The 18,769-nt window shown below is 72.8% G+C and carries 15 protein-coding genes; 11 read left to right on the top strand and 4 right to left on the bottom strand.

The annotated features are described in order from the left end of the window. Positions 1–8: 8 nt before the first annotated feature. Positions 9–2,135, bottom strand: coding sequence for an MMPL family transporter (locus tag ACWD5O_RS06735; RefSeq protein ID WP_450084763.1), 2,127 nt, complete (start codon positions 2,133–2,135; stop codon positions 9–11). Between the two features lie 125 nt (positions 2,136–2,260). Here ACWD5O_RS06735 and ACWD5O_RS06730 point away from each other — a divergent pair, with 125 nt between their 5' ends. The 5 genes from ACWD5O_RS06730 to ACWD5O_RS06710 all read left to right on the top strand — a co-directional run bounded on the left by ACWD5O_RS06730 (position 2,261) and on the right by ACWD5O_RS06710 (position 7,418). Further along, positions 2,261–2,776, top strand: a complete 516-nt coding sequence (locus tag ACWD5O_RS06730) for a MarR family winged helix-turn-helix transcriptional regulator (protein WP_354965115.1) — start codon at positions 2,261–2,263, stop codon at positions 2,774–2,776. 3 nt (positions 2,777–2,779) lie between these two features. Further along, positions 2,780–4,459 carry a CocE/NonD family hydrolase gene (locus ACWD5O_RS06725; protein ID WP_450084762.1) on the top strand — a complete coding sequence of 560 codons (1,680 nt, stop codon included), beginning with the start codon at positions 2,780–2,782 and terminating at the stop codon, positions 4,457–4,459. Positions 4,460–5,166: 707 nt separating this feature from the next. After that, entirely contained in the window at positions 5,167–5,478 is a 312-nt protein-coding gene (locus ACWD5O_RS06720; RefSeq protein WP_450084761.1) for a hypothetical protein, read from the top strand. Between the two features lie 87 nt (positions 5,479–5,565). Beyond that, positions 5,566–6,141 carry an ArsR/SmtB family transcription factor gene (locus ACWD5O_RS06715; RefSeq protein WP_354964898.1) on the top strand — a complete coding sequence of 192 codons (576 nt, stop codon included), beginning with the start codon at positions 5,566–5,568 and terminating at the stop codon, positions 6,139–6,141. After that, positions 6,138–7,418, top strand: coding sequence for an MFS transporter (locus ACWD5O_RS06710; protein ID WP_450084760.1), 1,281 nt, complete (start codon positions 6,138–6,140; stop codon positions 7,416–7,418). The genes ACWD5O_RS06715 and ACWD5O_RS06710 overlap by 4 nt, the downstream gene beginning before the upstream one ends. Before the next feature lie 48 nt (positions 7,419–7,466). On the opposite strand, the gene ACWD5O_RS06705 is transcribed toward ACWD5O_RS06710, so the two are convergent. Next, on the bottom strand, positions 7,467–7,670 hold the full coding sequence (locus ACWD5O_RS06705) for a cold-shock protein (protein WP_007462771.1): 204 nt from the start codon (positions 7,668–7,670) through the stop codon (positions 7,467–7,469). Between the two features lie 193 nt (positions 7,671–7,863). Between ACWD5O_RS06705 and ACWD5O_RS06700 the strand changes: the two genes are divergently transcribed. Both ACWD5O_RS06700 and ACWD5O_RS06695 read left to right on the top strand, forming a co-directional pair. Beyond that, positions 7,864–8,547, top strand: coding sequence for a class I SAM-dependent methyltransferase (locus ACWD5O_RS06700; RefSeq protein WP_387323949.1), 684 nt, complete (start codon positions 7,864–7,866; stop codon positions 8,545–8,547). Positions 8,548–8,649: 102 nt separating this feature from the next. Continuing rightward, on the top strand, positions 8,650–9,270 hold the full coding sequence (locus tag ACWD5O_RS06695; RefSeq protein WP_354964895.1) for a DedA family protein: 621 nt from the start codon (positions 8,650–8,652) through the stop codon (positions 9,268–9,270). An 88-nt stretch (positions 9,271–9,358) separates the two neighbouring features. On the opposite strand, the gene ACWD5O_RS06690 is transcribed toward ACWD5O_RS06695, so the two are convergent. Both ACWD5O_RS06690 and ACWD5O_RS06685 read right to left on the bottom strand, forming a co-directional pair. Continuing rightward, positions 9,359–10,012 (bottom strand): MBL fold metallo-hydrolase, encoded by a 654-nt coding sequence (locus tag ACWD5O_RS06690; RefSeq protein WP_450084759.1) that lies wholly within the window; start codon positions 10,010–10,012, stop codon positions 9,359–9,361. 7 nt (positions 10,013–10,019) lie between these two features. Then, complete coding sequence (locus ACWD5O_RS06685; protein ID WP_450084758.1) at positions 10,020–10,736, bottom strand: maleylpyruvate isomerase family mycothiol-dependent enzyme; 717 nt, start codon at positions 10,734–10,736, stop codon at positions 10,020–10,022. 178 nt (positions 10,737–10,914) lie between these two features. On the opposite strand from ACWD5O_RS06685, the gene rsgA reads away from it, so the two are divergent. The 4 genes from rsgA to uvrC all read left to right on the top strand — a co-directional run bounded on the left by rsgA (position 10,915) and on the right by uvrC (position 17,883). Further along, positions 10,915–11,985 (top strand): ribosome small subunit-dependent GTPase A, encoded by a 1,071-nt coding sequence (gene rsgA, locus ACWD5O_RS06680; protein ID WP_450084757.1) that lies wholly within the window; start codon positions 10,915–10,917, stop codon positions 11,983–11,985. Between the two features lie 167 nt (positions 11,986–12,152). Next, positions 12,153–15,098, top strand: a complete 2,946-nt coding sequence (gene uvrA, locus ACWD5O_RS06675; protein WP_354964891.1) for an excinuclease ABC subunit UvrA — start codon at positions 12,153–12,155, stop codon at positions 15,096–15,098. A gap of 156 nt (positions 15,099–15,254) precedes the next feature. Next, the gene (locus ACWD5O_RS06670; RefSeq protein WP_354964890.1) at positions 15,255–15,737 is read left to right on the top strand and encodes a Rieske (2Fe-2S) protein; all 483 of its coding nucleotides are present in this window, start codon (positions 15,255–15,257) and stop codon (positions 15,735–15,737) included. Between the two features lie 145 nt (positions 15,738–15,882). Continuing rightward, positions 15,883–17,883, top strand: a complete 2,001-nt coding sequence (gene uvrC / locus ACWD5O_RS06665) for an excinuclease ABC subunit UvrC (protein ID WP_450084756.1) — start codon at positions 15,883–15,885, stop codon at positions 17,881–17,883. The last annotated feature ends 886 nt before the right edge of the window (positions 17,884–18,769 follow it).

Raw genomic sequence — 18,769 nt, 5'->3', positions numbered from 1 at the left:
CCGATCGGTCAGCCGCGGGCGGCCACCGGCTCGGGCGGCACGGGCGTGTCCGCCGCGCTCTCGCGGGCTATCCGGCCGGGCCACCAGAAGCGGTCGCCGAGCATGAACGCCAGCGCCGGCACCAGGACCGTGCGGACCAGCAATGTGTCCAGCAGGACGCCGATGCACACGATGATGCCGATCTGGGTCAGCGTGATCAGGGGCAGCACCCCGAGCACGGCGAAGACCGCGGCGAGCAGCACGCCGGCGCTCGTGATCACGCCGCCGGTGACCCGGAGCGCGGAGAGCATCCCCTCCCGGGTGCCGGCGCTGCGGGCGTCCTCGCGGGCACGGGTGACCAGGAAGATGTTGTAGTCCACACCCAGCGCCACCAGGAACACGAAGGCGAGCAGCAGCACACCGCTGTCCAGTGCCGGGAAACCCAGCACGTGGTCGAAGAGCAGCCACGCCGCACCGAGGCTGGCGAAGAACGACGCGATCACGGTGAGCACCAGCAGCACCGGCGCGACCAGACCCCGCAGCAGCAGGACGAGCACCGCGCCGACCAGCAACAGGATGATCGGCAGGATCAGCCACAGATCCCGGTCGTTGGCCTCCTCCGAGTCGTAGGTGCCGGCCACCGTGCCGCCGACGATCGCCCCGGACGGCGCGTCGGCGCCGTCGACCGCTGGCGGAGCGGAGTCCGGGACCGCGGCGACCGCGTCGCGCAGCGCCTCGATCGTGCGGTCGGACGCGGTCGTCCCCGGTTCGGCCTCCAGCACCACGTCGACCTGTGCGATGCCCTGGCCCGCCTCCCCGGGGCGGGCCGAGGCGACCCCGGGAACGGCGGCGGCGACGTCGGTGACCGTCCGCACCGCCGCCGGGGTGGTGAGCACGGCGACCGGCTGCGTGGTCCCGGCGGGGAAGGCCCGGGCCAGGGTCTGCGCGCCGGTCACCGCCTCGGGCTGGGCCCGGAACTGCTCGGTCTCGGACAGGCCGGTGCGGATCCCGAGCCCGCCCAGCGCCAGGGCGGCGAGCAGCAGCGTGGCCAGCACCGCGACCGGTACCGGACGGCGTTGCACGGCGGCGCCGAGCCGGCCCCAGAGCCGGCCCTCGCGGATCTTGCCGCCGACCCGGGGTACGAACGGCCAGAACAGGCCGCGGCCGAAGAGCACCAGCACGGCGGGGAGCACGAACAGCGCCGAGAGCACCGCGAAGACCACCCCGGTGGCGCAGGCCACGGCCAGTGCCCGGTTGGTCTCCTGCTCGCTGAGGAGCAGGGTGAGGACGCCGAGCACCACCGTGCCGCCGCTGGCCAGGATGGGCTCGGCCGTACGGCGCAGCGCGGCGCGCATCGCCGCGTACCGGTCCTCCTCGCGGCGCAGCTCCTCCCGGTAGCGGGCGATGAGCAGCAGCGCGTAGTCGGTGGCGGCGCCGAAGACCAGCACGCTGGCGATGCCGGTGACCTGGCCCTGCTGGAGGTTGATGCCGACGGCCGGCACGATCGTGTCCACCGCGCGCAGGGTTAGCTGCTCGGTCGCCGCGACGACGACCAGCGGCACGATCCACAGGAACGGGCTGCGGTAGGTGATCAGCAGCAGCAGCGCGACCACGGCGGCGGTCACCGCGAGCAGGGTGACGTCGGCGCCCTCGAAGACCGAGGCGAGATCGGCGGTGAAGGCGGGTGCGCCGGTGACCTCGACGGCGAGCCCGTCGGGCAGGTTGGTCAGCGCGGCGCGGAGCTGGGCGATCGTCTCGGTGACCTCGTCCTGTCCGCCGACGGTGCTGAGCGGCACGGCGACCAGCGCAACCGTCCCGTCCGGGGAGAGCTGCGGGGGGCTGACCCGCCCGCCCACCGCGAAGCGGCCCAGGTCTGCGGAGCGGCCGGCGACGGCGGCCCGGTCGGCTTCGCTCAGCGCGCCGCCGTCACCGCGGCTGACCACTACGATGGCCGGCTGGACCTCGCTGGCGGGCAGCTGGTCCTGCAAGCGCTGCACCTGAGTCGACTGCCACTGCGCGGACAGGCCGGTGGCGGAGACCGGCGCCGGGTTGTCCGGCTGGGGCAGCCCGAAGACGGCCGCGCCGACGACGATCGCGGCGGCCACGGTGAGCCAGGCGGCCAACCGGCCGCGGGCGACTCTGGTGAAGGCAGACATCAGGGTGACCTCGGAGCATCTCGATCGGAGAGTATCTTGATTAACGAGATTATCGACGGCTGTTCTATGCTGCAACCCGAGGGACCGACGACGGGAAGAAGCGGCGCGACGTGGTGACTCACGGCATGTACCGGCGGCGCGACACGCGCCGGGAGCAGCTGGTCGCGGAGATCACCAACAACCTGCGGCGGTACGCGGCGGACGCCCAGCAGGTCGGCCACGCCTTCGCCAACCTGCACGGGCTCAACCCGACCGACCTGAACGCGCTGCTCGCGGTGATGGACGCCGAGATCCTCGGCGACCCGATCACCCCCGGCCGCCTCGGTGAGCAACTCAACCTCTCCTCCGGCTCGGTCACCGCCCTGATCGACCGGCTGGAACGAGCCGGCCACATCCGCCGGGACCGGGACACCGTCGACCGGCGCAAGGTGCTGCTGCACTACGCCGACCAGGGGGCCGCGCTGGCCATGGAGTTCTTCCAGCCGCTGGGCGCCCGCACCGACTCGGTGATGGCCGAGTTCGACGAGGACGAGCTGGAGGTGGTGCACCGGTTCATGGCGCGGATGAGCGACTCGCTGCGCGCGCACCGCGACGCCGTGCGCGCCGCCCGGCCCGAGCCGACCCGCCGCCCGACAGGCTGACCGGTGCCGGACCGGCTCCTCGCCCGCCTCGCCGGTGCCGCGCTGCGGCTTCCCGCGACGACCCGCCCCGGCCCGGTGCGGATCACCCGCGACATCCCGGTCCGGGTCCGCGACGGCGTGGTGCTGCGCACCGACCACTACGCCCCGGGCGTCCGGGACGCGCCCACCGTCCTGATCCGCACCCCGTACGGGCGGGGTGGACCGCTGCGGCTGCTCGGCCGGCTGCTCGCCGCCCGCGGGCGGCACGCCGTGATCCAGTCCTGCCGGGGCACCGGCGGCTCCGGCGGGACGTTCGCTCCGCTGGTGCACGAGCGGGACGACGGAGTGGACACCCTGGACTGGCTGCGGCGCCAGCCCTGGTGGTCCGGGGCGCTCGGCATGTTCGGGGTCAGCTACCAGGGCTTCGCGCAGTGGGCGCTGGCCGCCGACGCCGGCGACGAGCTGCGCGCGATGGTCGCCGTGGTGACCGCCTCGGCGACCCGGGACTCGACGTACGCGGGGGAGTCGTTCGCCCTGGACACCGTGCTGACCTGGGCGGAGCTGCTGCACGCGCAGACCGTGCCGTGGCTGGCCCGGCAGCGGGAGCTCAAGCGCGGGCAGCCCCGGTTGGCCGCCGCGCTGGAGCACCTGCCACTGGCCGGGGCGGACCTGGTGGCCACCGGTGTGACGATCCCGTTCTTCCAGGAGTGGCTGCGCCACCACACCCCGGACGCCGAGTACTGGCGGACCCGGGTCTTCGCCGACCGGGTGGCCAGGGTGCGGGCGCCGGTGATCATGGTCAGTGGCTGGCACGACATCTTCCTGCCCGCTCAGCTCGACGACTACGCCACCCTGCGCGCCGACGGTGCCCGTCCGCGCCTGGTGATCGGCCCCTGGACGCACGGCAGCCCCGGCCTGTTCGTGGCCGCCCTGCGGGAGGGGTTGGCCTGGCTCGACGAGCACCTGACCGGGCTGGCTCCGGCGGGCGAGCGGCCTCGCCGCGCCGGGCGGTCCACGCCGGGCCCGGTGCGGCTGTACGTGGGGGGCGCCGGCGGTGGCTGGCGGGACCTGCCGGACTGGCCGCCGCCGGCCGTCGACACCGCCTGGCACCTGCACCCCGGTGGCGAGCTGGCGGTGCGCCCGCCGGTCCCCTCGCCGGCGGACGAGTTCCGGTACGACCCAGCCGACCCCACCCCGTCGCTCGGCGGGCCACTGCTGGTGGCGCAGCGGGCCGGCCCGGTGGACAACCGGAGCGTCGAGGCCCGCCCCGACGTGCTGACGTACACCAGCGCCGCGCTGAGCGGGCCGATCGAGGTGATCGGCCCGGTGCGGGCCGAGATCCACGTCCGCAGTGAACTCGCGTACCTGGACGTCTTCGTCCGACTGTGTGATGTGGACCGTCGTGGTCGTTCGTGGAACGTGTGCGACGGTCTGGTCCGGGTGGCACCCGGGCGCTTCCCGGCCGACCCGTCCGGGGTGCGCCGGGTCGCGGTGCCGCTCTGGCCGACGGCGTACCGGTTCGCCGCCGGGCACCGGCTGCGGTTGCAGGTCGCCGGTGGCGCCCATCCCCGCTGGGCGCGCAACCCGGGCACCGGCGAACCACTCGGTACGGCGGTGACTCTGCGTGCCGGATGGCGGCAGGTTCTGCACGACCCCGGGTACCCCTCGGCGCTGCGTCTTCCGATCGTCCACTCTGGCTCCTAGCGATCTCCAAGGTGAGCAGATCGCCCCTGAGCTGGGCATTTGTGGTTGATGCGGGCTATCGTTGGGTCAACGCCCGGCGCTGTGCACCAGTAGGCCGGGCTCGTCCGTAGCCCCGCACCGCGTACGCGGTGTGACGTCGTGCCCGGCCCCCGCTCATCGGAAGGGGGACCCCATGACCCGGGCCCCGGCGAACCTGTTGGCCGTGCGCACCCTGCTGCTGACCCACCTCGAAAACGCCCCCGGGCCGGACGATCTGGAGCCGGCGGAGGTCGGCATCGTTGGCGATCCGGCGCACCGCGGCGGCTACCACTGTGGATCGGACCGGGTGGTCACCAACGACTACTCGGTGGTGGAGTCACCTCGGGACCGGGCCGGCCTGACCCTGGACGCGGCCGCGTTGGACGTCGGCGGCTTCGAGGTCCGTGCCGGTGGCCGAACGCACACGTTGCCCAGCTTCTCGCTCTGGTGCGTCGGGCAGTGCGTCGCGAACGCGGCCGACACCCGGGACATCCGCGAGATCATCTACAGCCCCGACGGAAGCACGGTGCGGCGGTGGGACCGGCTGGGCAAGCGCAGCAGCGGCGACAGCTCGCACCGCTGGCACAGCCACTTCAGCTTCTTTCGTGACGCCATCAAGGCGGGCCGCGACCAGCGGCCGATGTTCCGCCGCTATCTCAGCTCCATCGGAACTCCTGGAGGAGAACGACATGACCGAAGCCGAAATCATCGCCGCGCTGCGGAAGGGCGTCACCAGCGACCCGGTCATCCGCGAGGTCCTGCGGCGGGCGCCGTGGGAGTTCCTACCCGCCGACCACGGCGGGAAGACGTCCGCGCACGCCATCGTGCTGAACGGGTTGCCCGCCCAGTTGCAGGCGCTCGCCGGCCGGGACTTCACCGACGAGCCCGCGATCATCCAGGGCGTGCTGGCCGGGCTGACCCCGGAGAAGATCGCCGCGGCCATCCCGCCCAGCGTGGCCGAGCAGGTCGCCGACGAGTTGGCCCGCCGGCTGGTCGCCTGAGCCTCCGGGCCGACCGTCCCTGTTCCACAACAGTGGTTACGTAATAGGTGTTGCGCAACCACTGTTGCGGATGGCAGGTTGGGCGGCATGGAGAACCCCGACGTACGTCAGGTCACCGACTCACGGGTGCTGGCCGCCATGGCCCACCCGCTGCGCCGCCGACTGATGGACGTGCTCAAGGTGCACGGCCCCTCGACCGTCGGCATGCTCGCCGAGCACACCGACCAGGCGCCAGCGAACGTCAGCCACCACCTCAAGGTGCTCGCCGCCGGTGAACTGGTCGCCGAGGCGCCCGAGCTCGCCCGGGACCGGCGCGAGCGGTGGTGGCGGCTGGCCACCCGGTCGGTGCGCTGGTCCAACACCGACTTCGACGCCGACCCGGCCGCCCGCGCGGTCGCCGACGCCGCCACCTCACTCAACCTGGACCGGCACGTCGCCCTGGCCCGGGCGTGGCACGCCGCCGACGAGCCGGCGCAGGCAGCATGGAACGACGCGCCGTTCTCCACCGACCGCTGGCTGCATCTCACACCCGACGAACTGGCCGAGTTGAACCGCGAGGTGATCGACCTGCTGGCCCGCTGGGCCGACCGGAAGGCGCCCGACGACGGGCGCGAGCGCCAGCCGGTCTTCGTGTTCGCCCACGGCGTCCCGGCCCGTCCGTGACCGTGGCCACGCACACCGATCCGAGCCCGGTCCGGGAGACCGGCGGGCTGCTGCGGCACCGGGACTTCCGGCTGCTCTGGGCCGGCCAGGCGATCAGCAGCGTCGGCAGCAACGTCACCACTGTCGCGCTGCCACTGGTCGCGGTGGCCGTGCTCGACGCCGGCACCTTCCAGGTGGCGGTGCTCACCGCCGCGGCCTGGCTGCCGTGGCTGCTGATCGGCCTGCCGGCCGGCGCGTGGGTCGACCGGCTGCCGCGCCGGCCGGTGATGGTCGCCTGCGACCTGCTCTGCGCGGTGGCCTTCCTCACCGTTCCGCTGGCCGCCGCACTGGACCGGCTCACCGTCTGGCACCTGCTGCTGGTCGCGCTCGGGGCCGGCACCGCGCGGGTCTTCTTCGAGACCGCCGACCAGGTGTACCTGCCGGTGCTGCTCCGCCCCGAGCAACTGCCCGAGGGCAACGCGAAGCTGCAGGCCACCCAGACCGTGAGCTACGTCGTCGGGCCCGGCCTCGCCGGCCTCATCGCCCAGCTCACCGGGGCGGTCGCCGCGCTGGTGCTGGACGCGGCCACGTTCCTGCTCTCCGCGGCCTGCCTGCTGCGGATCCGCACCGCCGAACCCCGTACCCCGCGGACCGACCGGTCCCCGTCGCTGCGCCGGGACATCGCCGAGGGACTGCGCTTCGTCGTCCGTGACCCGTACCTGCGGGTGCTCACGCTCTTCGGCGCCGCCAGCAACATCGGGCTGATCGGCTACCAGGCCGTCCTTGTGGTGTTCCTGGTCCGCGAGCTACGGCTCGCGCCCGGCCTGGTGGGCGTCCTGGTCGCGGTGATGAGCGCCGGGGGGATCATCGGCGCGCTGCTGGCCACCGCGCTGGCCCGGCGCTGCGGCACCGCGCGCGCCATGCTGCTCGGTGCGGCCCTCACCGGGCCGCCCGCCCTGCTCATCCCGCTGGCCACGCCCGGTGTGGGACTGATCTGGCCGGCCCTCGGCGGGATCCTGATCGGCCTCGGAGTGGCGATCGGCAACGTGCTCAAGGGCAGCTTCCGGCAGACGTACACCCCGCACCACCTGCTCGGCCGGGTGACGGTGAGCATGCAACTGCTCAACTACGGCACCATCCCGCTGGCGGCCGTGCTGGCCGGTGCCCTCGGTGCGCGCTACGGAGTCGCGACCGCGATCGGAGTGATGACCGCCTGGTTGGCGCTCACCCCGTTGATTCTGTTGATCGGGCCGCTCCGGAGGCGGCGGGACCTGCCCGCCGCCCCGGCGGCGTCTTGAGTGCGCTGCGACGGCGGCCGGAGACCGGCCGCCGTCACCGGCACGGAGCTACATCGGGCGGACGTTGTCCGCCTGCGGACCCTTCTGCCCCTGGGTCACCTCGAACTCGACCTTCTGGCCCTCGTTGAGCTCCCGGTAGCCGCTCGAGGCAATGGCGGAGTAGTGGACGAACACGTCCGGCCCTCCACCGTCCTGCTCGATGAAACCGAAGCCCTTTTCCGAGTTGAACCACTTAACCGTGCCGGTTGCCATGCATCTCTCCCTGTTCAAAGCGGCTGACCCTCGACCTGTGGCCGATGATCGCCCGTACCTGTCCGACAGTAACGGGCGAAACGCCGATCCGCCGGCCGAAGTGCCGTAGGTCTTCGAGTGAAGTCGGGTGAACTCTGCGCGCCGGCACGTGAAACCCGCCCCGGCAGCCCCCCGCTGCGGCATGCTAGCGCCGATGAGGGGTGCCGCAGCCGCCGCGCTGTCCGAGCTGGAGCGCGAGATCGACGCGCCCGGCGCCGGCCTGGACCGGCTCCGACTCGTACCCACCCCGTTCGTGCCGGAGGTGCGGCTGCACCTGGCCGAGGACGCGATCGTCTGGTGGGCCCGGATGGAGGCGGCCGTCGGGCACGCCCTGCCGCCGCCGTACTGGGCCTCCGCCTGGGCCGGGGGGCAGGCTCTCGCCCGTCACCTGCTGGACCATCCGGAGCTGGTCGCCGGCCAGCGGGTGCTCGACCTCGCAGCCGGATCGGGGCTGGTGGCCATCGCCGCCGCGCTGGCCGGCGCGTCGACGGTGGTCGCGAACGACATCGACCCGTACGCCGTCGCCGCCGTCACCGTCAACGCGCGAGCCAACCGGGTCGCCGTCGACGCCACGGGCGATGATCTGCTCGACAGCGTCGACGCGGAGGCGGACCTGGTCCTCGCCGGCGACGTGTTCTACAGCAGGGCGATGGCCGACCGGATGCTGCCGTTCCTCCAGCGGGCCGCCGCTGGCGGCGCCGAGGTGCTGGTGGGCGATCCCGGCCGGGGGCACCTGCCGGCGGACCGGTTGATGGTGCTGGCCGACTATCCGGTGCCCACCACCGAACCCTCGGTCGACTCGTCGCTGCGCCGGGTGCAGGTGCTGCGACCCGCCTGAGGCCGGGGACCGTCTCAGGGGCGACCCCGAGGCGGATACCAGGGGTCGGTGGGGGATGCGACCGGATGTCCACGGTGGTGCCGCGGCCATAGCGTACGGGGCATGACGCAATGGCTGGCTCAGGTCGGGGAACTACCCATCCTGCTGCTGATGGGCACGCTCGGGCTGGTCATGCTCTTCGACGCCGTACCGCTGCTGGGGGTTCTGGTCCCCGGCGACGTGGCGATCCTGGCCGCGGTCGGGGTGGGCCGCCCGGCCACCGGGCTCGCCACCTTCACCGCCGTGCTGGTCGGCTGCCTGGCCGGTTGGTCGTTGAGCTTCCTGGTCGGCCGTCGGTACGGGGAGCGGCTGCGGCGCAGTCGGATCGGCGACTGGATCGGCGAGGCGCGATGGACGGCGGCGGAGGGGCTGCTGCGTCGAGGTGGGGGCCGGATGGTGGTCGTCGCGCCATTCCTGCCGGTGTTCAACGCGCTGCTGCCGCTGGCCGCCGGTGGGCTGCGGATGTCGTACCGGCGGTTCCTCGGCTGCGCGGCGCTCGGCGCGGCGGCCTGGGCCGGTCTCTACCTCGCGCTGGGCACGGCGTCCCGCTCACTGGCCGGGTTGCTTCCGGGAGAGGCCAGCCCGCTGCTGGTCACCATGGGTGTCGGGCTGGTGCTGGCCGCCGTGGTGCTGCTGGGCACCCGGCGCCGGCTGCGTGCGGTGACCGGGGCTCCGACGCCCTGACCGGTTCGGCCCGGCGGTGGGTGCGGGGGTGCGCCCACGCGGTCGGGTAGGTGGTGCGGGGCCGGCCGGGGGGCCGGCCCCGCGCGGGTCACCAGCCGCGGGCACGCCACTGCGGCAGGGCCGGTCGTTCCGCGCCGAGCGTGCTGTCCTTGCCGTGACCGGGATAGAACCAGGTCTCGTCCGGGAGCCGGTCGAACAGCTTGTGCTCGACGTCGTCGATCAGCGCGGCGAAGCGCGCCGGGTCCTTGTCCGTGTTGCCCACGCCGCCGGGAAAAAGGCTGTCACCGGTGAAGAGGTGCGGGGTGCCGGCCGGGTCGCGGTAGAGCAGCGCGATCGAGCCCGGGGTGTGCCCCTTGATGTGGATGACCTCCAGCGCGCAGTCGCCGACCGGGACGGTGTCGCCGTCCGCGAGCCGCTCCGCCTCGATCGGCAGCCCGGCCGCGTCGTCGGCGTGCACCAGCGGGCGGGCGCCGGTCTTGGCGACCACCTCCTCCAGCGCCACCCAGTGGTCCATGTGCTGGTGGGTGGTCACCACGGCGGTCAGCCCACCGTCGCCGATCAGGTCCAGCAGGCGGGGCGCCTCGTTGGCGGCGTCGATCAGCACCTGCTCGCCGGTGGCCGTGCAGCGCAGCAGGTAGGCGTTGTTGTCCATCGGGCCCACCGACAACTTGCTGATGGTGAGCCCGCTCAGCTCCCGCACCGCCGGCGCCTCGCCGGGGGTGACGTCTCCGCTGTAGGTCATGAGGTGTCTATATCCATTCCGGTGGAGTGGGCAGGGGGCCGTCGGGAGTGACGGCGAGCGCGCCGCCGCCGTCACGGCCGATCAGCCAGGCGGCGAGGTCGGGGGCGGGACCGGCGATGATCGGTGCGCCCGCGCGTTCCCCGATCACCAGTTCGTGTCGGCTGCCGTCGAAGCGCAGCACCATCGACGGCAGCGCCGGCCGGTCGCCGTGGTGCGCGGCCACCTCGTGCAGCAGCCGGTGGGCGAACGCCTCCGACCAGTCGGCGGGCCGGTAGTCGGCGGCCAGGTCGAGGTGGTGCACCTCGATCTCGCGCAACCGGCCCCAGACGAGCAGCGCCGCGGGCCATGGGCCACGGCGGGTCTGCACCGTCGCCGCCCACGCCTCGACCGGCATGGCCGCGACCGCCTCGGTGAATCGGTCCGCGGTACGCCGCAGGTCGTCCAGATGCTCGACCGGTGGGCGGCCCGCGCCGGCCTCGATGTCCATCGTGCGGGCCTCCGGCGAGGCGTACATCGGCAGCGGCTCGCCGGTGCGGGCCGCGGTGAGCAGGTTGACGAAGCCGTCGGCGTTGCGCGCCAGGTGCGCCAGCACGTGGCCGCGCGTCCAGCCCGGCAGTAGCGACGCGGCCGCCAGGCCCGCGCCGTCGAAGGAGGCCGCGGTACGCAGGAGTCGACTCGTGGCGTCGTCCACCTCGCCCATCAGCAGCAGCGGATCGGTGGTCACGCGTCGACCCTAGCGGTCCGCCGTCGCGGCGTCGCCGGGGAAATCGCTTTCGGCGCGTCGGCGCGCGCCCTACCGTCAGCGGCATACGCGGCACCGGGACGTCGGACGGAGGTGATGACCATGCCGGACGTGGCACGAGTGTTCCGCCATCACCAGCTTCGACACCGATGAGGATGCCATGACGATCGATCTGACCGCCCTCGGCTGGGACGCCGAGCGGGCGGCGTACGCCGGGCGACGCGGCGATCAGCACCCGGGCCGCGTGGCCCGGGTGGACCGGGGGGTCTGCACCGTGCTCACCGAGGCCGGCCCGGTGCGGGCCAGTCTGGGTGGGGCGGTGCTGGCCGGCGCCGTTCGGGACCCCTCCGCGCTGCCCTGTGCGGGCGACTGGGTGCTGCTCGCGCACTGGCCGGACCGCCGCACCACCGTGGAGGCGGTGCTGCCCCGGCGGGCCGCGCTGATCCGCCGTACCGCCGGCAAGGACGCCAGCGGCCAGGTGCTGGCCGCCAACCTCGACGCCGCCGCCGTGGTGGAGCCGGTGCACCCGGAGCCGGACGTCGGTCGGATCGAGCGGCTGCTCTCCCTGGCCCACGAGTCCGGTGCCCGGCCGCTGGTCGTGCTGACCAAGGCCGACCTCGCGGCCGACCCGGACGCGCTGGCCCGCCAGCTGGCCGCGGTCGCCCCCGGCGTGCCGGTGCTGCCGGTCAGCGCCGAGGGTGGCCTGGGCCTGGAACCACTGCGCGCCGAGGTGGCGCCGGGCCGCACGCTCGGCCTGATCGGGCCCTCTGGCGCCGGCAAGTCGAGCCTGGTCAACGCGCTGGCCGGCGCGGTGCTGATGCCGACCCAGGCGATCCGGCGGGTCGACGGCAAGGGCCGGCACACCACCACCTGGCGGGCACTGGTGCCGATCCCCGGCGGCGGCGCGGTGATCGACACGCCCGGCGTGCGGGCGGTCGGCCTGCTGGACGGTGCGGCCGGGCTCGACCGGGCGTTCGCCGACATCGCCGGGCTGGCCGAGGGTTGCCGGTACGCCGACTGCGGGCACGACGGCGAGCCCGCCTGCGCGGTCCGCGACGCGCTGCACACCGGGGAACTCTCCACCCGCCGCTGGGAGAGCTGGCGGCGGCTGCAGGGGGAGGTGGCCCAGGAGAGCCGGCGGCGCGAGGCGCGGCTGGCCGCGGAGCGGCGTGGCGGGTGGCGTTCCGGCCGGCGCCGGGCGGCCCGACCGCCGTCGCCCGGGGGCTACTGACCGGCCCGGCCGACCGGGCTGAGCTGGGGGAATGTGCGGGCGGGGGAAACTGTCATACCTCGGGGCTAGAGTTGCCGAGGCGTCTTTTCCGCGCCCGCACGACCGCTCAGAACATGCCAGAGCGGGACACATCCTTCGCTTCGTCTTCACCCGGGAGTACACGGACCGTGGCCGACCGACTGATCATCCGTGGCGCGCGCGAGCACAACCTGCGTGACGTCAGTCTCGACCTGCCCCGGGACGCACTCATCGTGTTCACCGGGCTGTCCGGGTCGGGCAAGTCGAGCCTGGCCTTCGACACGATCTTCGCCGAGGGGCAGCGGCGCTACGTCGAGTCGCTCTCGTCGTACGCCCGGCAGTTCCTCGGCCAGATGGACAAGCCCGACGTCGACTTCATCGAGGGGTTGAGCCCCGCCGTCTCGATCGACCAGAAGTCGACCTCGCGCAACCCGCGCTCGACCGTCGGCACCATCACCGAGGTCTACGACTACCTGCGGCTGCTGTACGCCCGCATCGGTGAGCCGCACTGCCCGGTCTGCGGCGAGCGGATCTCCCGCCAGAGCCCGCAGCAGATCGTCGACCGGGTCCTCGCCATGGCCGAGGGCACCAAGTTCATGGTGCTCGCCCCGGTCATCCGCGGCCGCAAGGGCGAGTACGTCGACCTCTTCGCCGAGCTGCAGGCCAAGGGCTACGCCCGGGCCCGCGTCGACGGCGTGGTGCACCCGCTGACCGAGCCGCCGAAGCTCAAGAAGCAGGAGAAGCACACCATCGAGGTGGTGATCGACCGGCTCACCGTCAAGCCGAGCGCCAAGCAGCGGCTGACCGACTCGATCGAGGCCGCCCTGGGCCTCTCCAGCGGCCTGGTGCTGCTCGACTTCGTCGACCTGCCCGAGGACGACCCGGACCGGGAGCGTCGCTACTCCGAGCACCTGGCCTGCCCCAACGACCACCCGCTCGCCATCGAGGACCTCGAGCCCCGGGTCTTCTCCTTCAACGCGCCGTACGGCGCCTGCCCGGAGTGCACCGGCCTGGGCACCAAGAAGGAGGTCGACCCGGAGCTGCTGGTGCCCGACCCGGAGCGCACCCTGCGCGAGGGCGCCATCCAGCCCTGGTCCACGGGCCACAACCTGGAATACTTCCTGCGCCTGCTGGAGGCGCTCGGCGAGGCCCAGCACTTCGACGTCGACACCCCGTGGCGGGCGCTGCCGGCGCGGGCGCAGAAGACGATCCTGCACGGCTCCGACGACCAGGTGCACGTGCGCTACCGCAACAAGTACGGCCGCGAGCGCTCGTACTACACCGGCTTCGAGGGCGTGGTGCAGTGGATCGAGCGCCGGCACTCCGACACCGAGTCCGAGTGGTCCCGCGACAAGTACGAGGGCTACATGCGCGATGTGCCGTGCGCGGCGTGCGGCGGCGCCCGGCTCAAGCCCGAGGTGCTCGCGGTCACGCTTGCCGGCAAGAGCATCGCCGAGGTGTGCAACCTGTCCGTGGGGGAGTGCGCCGACCTGCTCGTGGGCATCGAGCTCACCGACCGGCAGAAGATGATCGCCGAGCGGGTGCTCAAGGAGATCAACGCCCGGCTGCGGTTCCTGCTCGACGTCGGCCTGGACTACCTCTCCCTGGACCGGCCGGCCGGCACCCTCTCCGGCGGCGAGGCGCAGCGCATCCGGCTGGCCACCCAGATCGGCTCCGGGCTCGTGGGCGTGCTGTACGTGCTCGACGAGCCGTCGATCGGGCTGCACCAGCGCGACAACCACCGGCTGATCGAGACCCTGATCCGGCTGCGTGGCCTGGGCAACACGCTGATCGTGGTGGAGCACGACGAGGACACCATCCGCACCGCGGACTGGATCGTCGACATCGGGCCCGGCGCCGGTGAGCACGGCGGCAAGATCGTGCACAGCGGTTCGGTGCCGGCGCTGCTGGAGAACCCGGACTCGGTCACCGGGGCGTACCTGTCCGGCCGCCGGTCGATCCCGACACCGACGAAGCGCCGCCCGCAGGACCGGGACCGGGAGCTGGTGGTGCACGGCGCGCGCGAGCACAACCTGCGCAACCTGACCGTCTCCTTCCCGCTGGGCCAGCTGATCGCGGTCACCGGGGTCAGCGGCTCGGGCAAGTCGACGCTGGTCAACGACATCCTGTACGCGGTGCTCGCCAACCAGATCAACGGCGCCCGGCTGGTGCCCGGCCGGCACACCCGGGTCGGCGGCCTGGAGCACGTGGACAAGGTCGTCGGCGTGGACCAGTCGCCGATCGGCCGGACGCCGCGCTCCAACCCGGCCACCTACACCGGGGTCTGGGACCACGTCCGCAAGCTCTTCGCCGAGACCACGGAAGCCAAGGTGCGCGGGTACGGTCCGGGCCGGTTCTCGTTCAACGTCAAGGGCGGGCGCTGCGAGGCGTGCTCCGGCGACGGCACCATCAAGATCGAGATGAACTTCCTGCCCGACGTGTACGTCCCCTGCGAGGTCTGCAAGGGCGCCCGGTACAACCGGGAGACCCTCGAGGTGCACTACAAGGGCAAGACCGTCTCGGACGTGCTGGAGATGCCGATCGAGGAGGCCGCGGAGTTCTTCTCCGCCATCCCGGCCATCCACCGTCACCTCAAGACGCTGGTCGACGTCGGCCTCGGTTACGTCCGCCTCGGCCAGCCCGCGCCGACCCTCTCCGGTGGCGAGGCCCAGCGGGTCAAGCTCGCCTCCGAGCTGCAGAAGCGCTCCACGGGGCGGACGGTCTACGTGCTCGACGAGCCGACCACCGGCCTGCACTTCGAGGACATCCGCAAGCTGCTGATGGTGCTGGAAGGGCTGGTCGACAAGGGCAACACGGTGATCACCATCGAGCACAACCTCGACGTGATCAAGACGGCCGACTGGCTGATCGACATGGGCCCGGAGGGCGGGCACCGGGGCGGCAGCGTGCTCGCCACCGGCACCCCGGAGGAGGTCGCCGAGGTGCCCGAGAGCCACACCGGCCAGTTCCTGCGTCAGGTGCTCAAGCTCGACGGCGAGGCCAAGGGCGCGGCGGCCGCCACCACCCGGGCCGCCAAGGCCAACGGCACCGCCAAGACCCGGGCCCCGCGTAAGGCGACCGCCGCCGCGCGCTGAGTCGACCCGACGCCGGCGGTGCCCATCGGGCATCGCCGGCGTTCCCATTTCCTGGGTCGAGGCCGTGTCACCGTGAACCATCCGGCACAGTTGCCCGTGTTGACCTGTGTGGCCGGGAGATCGGGACCGGCGCAGCAGCCGAGAGAGAGGCGAGGCATGAGTGACGATCAGGCGCTGACCGGTCCGGGTACGCAGACCCGTCGGGCTCTGCTCACCGGCGTCGGGGCGGTGGGCGCGGCCGTCGTCCTGGCTGCCTGCGGCAGTGACGACACCGGCGGCGGAGCCGCCCCGACCAGCGGCGGCCCGGCGGTGCCCAGCACCGGTGACGCCGGCGGCGGCGATCGGCAGGGCGCCCAGTCGCTGGCCACCACCGCCGACATCCCGGTCGGCGGCGGCAAGGTCCTCGCCGCCGAGGGCGTGGTCATCACCCAGCCCACCGCCGGCCAGTTCAAGGGCTTCAGCCCGATCTGCACGCACCAGAACTGCCCGGTGACGAACGTCGACGGCGGCACCATCAACTGCACCTGCCACGGCAGCAAGTTCTCGATCGAGGACGGCTCGGTGAAGGCCGGTCCGGCCACCCGGCCGTTGCCGGCGAAGGACATCAAGGTCACCGGCGACCAGATCTCGCTGGCCTGACATCCGCGCCCCGACCGACGCTTGATCGACTCGCCTTTCGGGAAGTCGGGGTGTCCGGCACCCGCCGACGCCCCGACTTCCGCGGAGCCCGAGTCGATCTAGCGCTTTCGGCGGCGTGTCGGTGCCGCGGACTAGGCTTGCTGGCGTGGCTGACCCCTCGACCTACCGTCCCGCACCCGGCACCATCCCGGAGTCCCCGGGGGTCTACCGCTTCCGCGACGGCACCGGTCGGGTGATCTACGTCGGCAAGGCGAAGAACCTGCGCAGCCGGCTCAACTCCTACTTCGGCGACATCTGGAACCTGCACGAGCGCACCCGGCAGATGGTCACCACCGCCGAGTCGGTGGACTGGATCACCGTCGGCACCGAGGTCGAGGCGCTCCAGCAGGAGTTCACCTGGATCAAGCAGTACGACCCCCGGTTCAACGTCCGCTACCGCGACGACAAGTCGTACCCCTATCTGGCCGTCACCCTCGATGAGGAATACCCGCGGCTCCAGGTGATGCGCGGCGCCAAGCGCAAGGGCGTGCGCTACTTCGGGCCGTACTCGCACGCCTGGGCGATCCGGGAGACCCTCGACCTGCTGCTACGGGTGTTCCCGGCCCGGACGTGCTCCGCCGGGGTGTTCAAGCGGGCCGGCCAGGTCGGCCGGCCCTGCCTGCTCGGCTACATCGGCAAGTGCTCGGCGCCCTGCGTCGGCAGCGTCTCCGCCGACGAGCACCGGGCCATCGTCGACGGCTTCTGCGACTTCATGGCCGGGCGCACCGACACCATGGTCCGCAAGATCGAACGCGAGATGACCGAGGCGAGCGAGCAGCTGGAGTTCGAGCGGGCCGCCCGGCTGCGCGACGACGTGGCCGCCCTGCGCCGGGCGATGGAGAAGCAGACCGTGGTGTTGGGCGACGGCACCGACGCCGACGTGGTCGCGTTCGCCGACGACCCCCTCGAGGCGGCCGTGCAGGTCTTCCATGTCCGCGACGGCCGGGTCCGGGGCCAGCGCGGTTGGGTGGTGGAGAAGACCGAGGAGCTGACCACCGGCGACCTGGTGCACCACTTCTGCACCCAGGTGTACGGCGGCGAGCACGGCGAGGCCGACGTGCCCCGCGAGCTGCTGGTGCCCGAGCTGCCCGCGGACGCGGACGCGCTGGCCGACTGGCTCTCCACCCACCGTGGCAGCCGCGTCTCGCTGCGGGTGCCGCAGCGTGGCGACAAGCGCTCACTGATGGAGACGGTGGAGCGCAACGCCAAGGACGCGCTTGCCCGGCACAAGCTCAAGCGGTCCGGTGACCTGACTACCCGGGGCAAGGCGCTAAACGAGATCAGCGAGGCGCTGGACATGCGCACCTCGCCTCTGCGCATCGAGTGCTTCGACATCTCGCAGATCCAGGGCACCGATGTGGTGGCCAGCATGGTGGTCTTCGAGGACGGGCTGCCCCGCAAGAGTGAGTACCGGCGGTTCATCGTGCGGGGCGCGACCGACGACCTCTCCGCGATGTCCGAGGTGCTGCGCCGCCGCTTTGCCCGCTACCTTGACGCGCGGGCGGAGACGGGCGAGGCGGGGGTCGAGCCGGCCGACGATCCCGCCGCCCCGGGTGGCCTTGGTGAAATCGACGAGCCGCAGGTCGGCGTCCTGGTCGACCCGACCACCGGCCGGCCGCGCAAGTTCGCGTACCCGCCGCAGCTGGTGGTCGTCGACGGCGGCGCGCCGCAGGTCGCCGCGGCCGCCCAGGCCCTTGCCGAACTCGGCATTGACGACGTGGCCCTGTGCGGGCTGGCCAAGCGGCTGGAGGAGGTCTGGCTCCCCGACGACGAGTTCCCGGTCATCCTGCCGCGCACCTCGGAAGGGCTCTACCTGCTGCAACGGGTTCGCGACGAGGCGCACCGGTTCGCCATCACCTTCCACCGGCAGCGCCGCTCCAAGCGGATGACCGAGTCGGCGCTGGACAATGTGCCCGGCCTGGGCGAGGTGCGGCGCAAGGCGCTGATGAGGCATTTCGGCTCGCTCAAGCGGCTCTCCGCCGCCACCGTCGAGGAGATCACCGAGGTGCCCGGGGTGGGCCGGCGCACCGCCGAGTCGATCCTGGCCGCCCTCACCAAGGGAACCACGAGGGCCGACGAGGGGGCCGAGGCCACCCCGAGTTCGTGAGCCGGCCGGCCGCACCTCCCGGCGCTCCCTGTCGAGCTGCCCCAGATGTGGGGCGCGTCGCCGCCGGACCGGGGGCTGGCGACGACCTGGTCGCCGTCCGACCGCCACAGCGGGTTGAGGCCATTTGATCGACTCCGTCTCCTTGATATCGCGGTGTCTCGGCATCGGGGATACCCCGATGTCAGTGAAATCGAGTCGATCACCCTGCCGGTGACCGGGACGGGCGGCGCGGGCGGCATCCGCACCCACCGGCACCCCCGGAGGAGGTCGCCGAGGTGCCCGAGAGCCACACCGGCCAAAGAGCGTGATACCTCAGAGTCATACTTATGCCTCACAGGTATCGGGCTCGATGCCGACTGTCCGGCCCGCCCGGCGGGCCTGCCCCCTCGCTTGGCGCCTGATTCACCCGCCCACGTCGGATCGCCTGCCCCTGGCACGGTTCGTGTGCCTGGCCGGGGTGGTCGAGTCCGCGATCTCGGAAAGGATGTGGCCTCGACGGGTTGGCAGGCGGCCGCGTCCCGGGGATCGCGCGGATCGTGGACCCGGCCGGATTGAGACCCCCGAAGGCAGAATGTCTGGTTCAGGCCCGGCACGGTTGGGCGTCGCTGTCCGGTTTCGCCGTGGGCGTCCTGTGGTCGGGGGCACCCGCAGGGTGGAATCGGCGGCCGGTCGGGGTGGTTATACCTGGCAGATCACCGCGGCCCCCGGGCCCGGTAGCCACAGGCCGCCGGGAACACCCGCCAGGCCACCACGGTTACATCCCCCGTAGCCGCAGGCCGCCGGGAACACCGGCCAGGCCGCCACGGTTACATCCCCCGTAGCCGCCGACCGCCGGGAACACCCGCCGGGCCGGCACGGTTACATCCCCCGGACACCCGAGCAGGTC

It is taken from the genome of Micromonospora sp. NPDC005161 (assembly GCF_053599855.1).
This window is presented reverse-complemented; position numbering and strand designations above follow the sequence as displayed.